Source organism: Olsenella sp. Marseille-P4559, assembly GCF_900605015.1.
GTDB lineage: Bacteria > Actinomycetota > Coriobacteriia > Coriobacteriales > Atopobiaceae > Tractidigestivibacter.
The window spans coordinates 1-1989 of sequence record NZ_LR027579.1 but is presented as its reverse complement, the minus strand read 5'-3'; the positions used below and the strand labels follow the sequence as shown (position 1 = coordinate 1989).

Annotated in this window: 2 protein-coding genes and 1 pseudogene; 2 read left to right on the top strand and 1 reads right to left on the bottom strand. The window is 71.5% G+C overall.

The window, feature by feature from the left end; translation table 11 throughout:
• Positions 1–226: 226 nt before the first annotated feature.
• Together E0E00_RS15530 and E0E00_RS14165 are read left to right on the top strand one after the other, a co-directional pair.
• Positions 227–511 (top strand): annotated as a pseudogene (locus tag E0E00_RS15530) (transposase); the annotation flags it as partial.
• A gap of 175 nt (positions 512–686) precedes the next feature.
• Positions 687–1133: a transposase gene (locus E0E00_RS14165; RefSeq protein WP_165443736.1), complete on the top strand. Its 447-nt coding sequence runs from the start codon at positions 687–689 to the stop codon at positions 1131–1133.
• A gap of 54 nt (positions 1134–1187) precedes the next feature.
• On the opposite strand, the gene E0E00_RS14160 is transcribed toward E0E00_RS14165, so the two are convergent.
• Positions 1188–1989: WG repeat-containing protein (locus E0E00_RS14160; RefSeq protein ID WP_130813194.1), on the bottom strand; the 802-nt coding region annotated here is incomplete at its 5' end.

The window sequence follows — 1989 nt, the reverse complement described above, 5'->3', positions numbered from 1 at the left end:
CCGTGCCCACCCAGTCGCCGCTGGAGTCTATGACGCGCCACCGCGCCCCCTGTTCCGAGGCGCCGGACGGGTCCCCGCCGGCCTCGCAGCCGCAGAGGCAGGCGGCGAGCGCGCCCGCCGCGAGGGATGCGAGCCCCCTCCTCGTGATGCCGCCTGTCCCCCTCATGCGATCCTCCTATCTTTAAGTCGTTGCATCGGAGAGCCGGATACCGGATGCTTTGGTGCAATGCAGACTCTGGCGGGCAGGGACGCCGACATGGTTCCTGGGGCGCGATGCGACCCCGCGAGGGAGAGTGGCGTCCTGCCCCACCCGGGCTCTTCCGCGGATTGGCTGGATGAGGTGGCCGACGGGCCGTCGGACGTCCTCGTGGGCATGGGGGCCACGGGCCACTGCCGGATGGCCCTCTACGCGTTCCTGGTCTCCAGGGGCTACCGGGTCGCGGTGATCGACCCGGTGCAGGTGCGCGCCGCGCGCAGGCTCAGGGGGTTCGACGAGGTCAAGAGCGACCGCGTTGATGCGGCCCCGTCACCGAGGCGCTGCGCATCGGGCAGTACGACCCGACGGGGCCCGCCACGGACGAGGTGCAGTCGCTGCGCACGCCCACGCGCCACCAGCAGTCGTTCAAGGCCGAGTTCGCCGAGGCGAGGCCGCCGTCCGCGGGCTGCCCGACCGCGCCGAGCCCCCCGTGCTCACCATACCGGGGGTGTCATACGCGACCGGCGCGCAGATCGTCGCCGAGGTCGGCGACATAGCCCGGTTCCACAGTGCCTCCGCGCTCGTGAGCTACGCCGGGCTCGCCTCCTCGGCGAGCCAGTCCGGCGAGTCCGGCAGCGGCGGCGGGCCCATCACAAAGCGCGGCTCGCCCTACCTGCGCAGGGCACTGTGGCTCGCGGCCAGCGGGGTCCGGCGGTGCGACCCGTCCCCGGGCGCGTCCTACGAGAGGAGGCGCGCCAAGGGCAAGTGCCACAGGGTGGCCGTGACCGCCGTGGCGCGAAGGCTCTGCCACATGGCCTTCGCGGTTATGCGGGACGGGGCCCCGTACGACCCGGCGAGGCCGGGCGCGGACCCGTCAAAGCATCCGATATCCGGTTCTCAAGGTGCGATGGAAAACGAGTGCGAATCGGTTGGATAAATCAGTCACTAGATCTTGACTTCATATAGCTGGTCTCCCTCGTCTCGTCCCCTGCTAGGGCATCCTCGCGAGCGCGTGCCCGTTGTCGCCCATGCGCGTCGCGTCGGAGAAGGCCGGCTGCACCACCCAGCCGCCGTCCCAGCCGACGTAGCCCCACAGTCCTGACTCCTCGTCCTTCGCCGCAAGCGGGTCGGCGTCGAAGGCGACCACCAGGTCGGCGAAGGCGGGCCCGACGACCCACCCGCCGCCCGCGTCGACGACGCCGCAGAGCCCCGAGCCCTGCGGCCGGGCGAGGAGGAGGTCGGAGTGGTGGTCGGTGACGAGGTCGGAAAAGGTCGGACCGAGCGCCCATGTGCCGTCCATTGCCATGATGCCGCAAAGACGGGTCTCCGGGTCCATGGCGGCCTGGAGGCGCGGGCTCCTTGCCCCCTCAAGCTCGTTGCCGTCCCCGTCCAGCCAGACGATGTTGCCCGCCGTGTCCCAGCCGCTGGCCGTTCCGTTGTCGTAGAACGGGAACGCATCTGAGTATCGGGGCTCTATGGCCCACGAGCCCGACTCGTCGACGTATCCCCACAGCCCCGTCCCCTCGTCCTGCGCGGGGGCGAGGCCGTTGGGGGCGAACTCGCGGGCCTCGAGGAACGTGGGCCTGACGGCCCAGGATCCCGTCTCGTCGACGAAGCCCCACAGGCCAGTCTCCTCGTCCTCGACGGCCGCGAGCCCGTTGGCCGAGAAGCCGTACCCGTCGGCGTCGGAGAAGCGGGCCGTGCCCACCCAGTCGCCGCTGGAGTCTATGACGCGCCCCCGCGCCCCCTGTTCCGAGGCGCCGGACGGGTCCCCGCCGGCCTCGCAGCCGCAG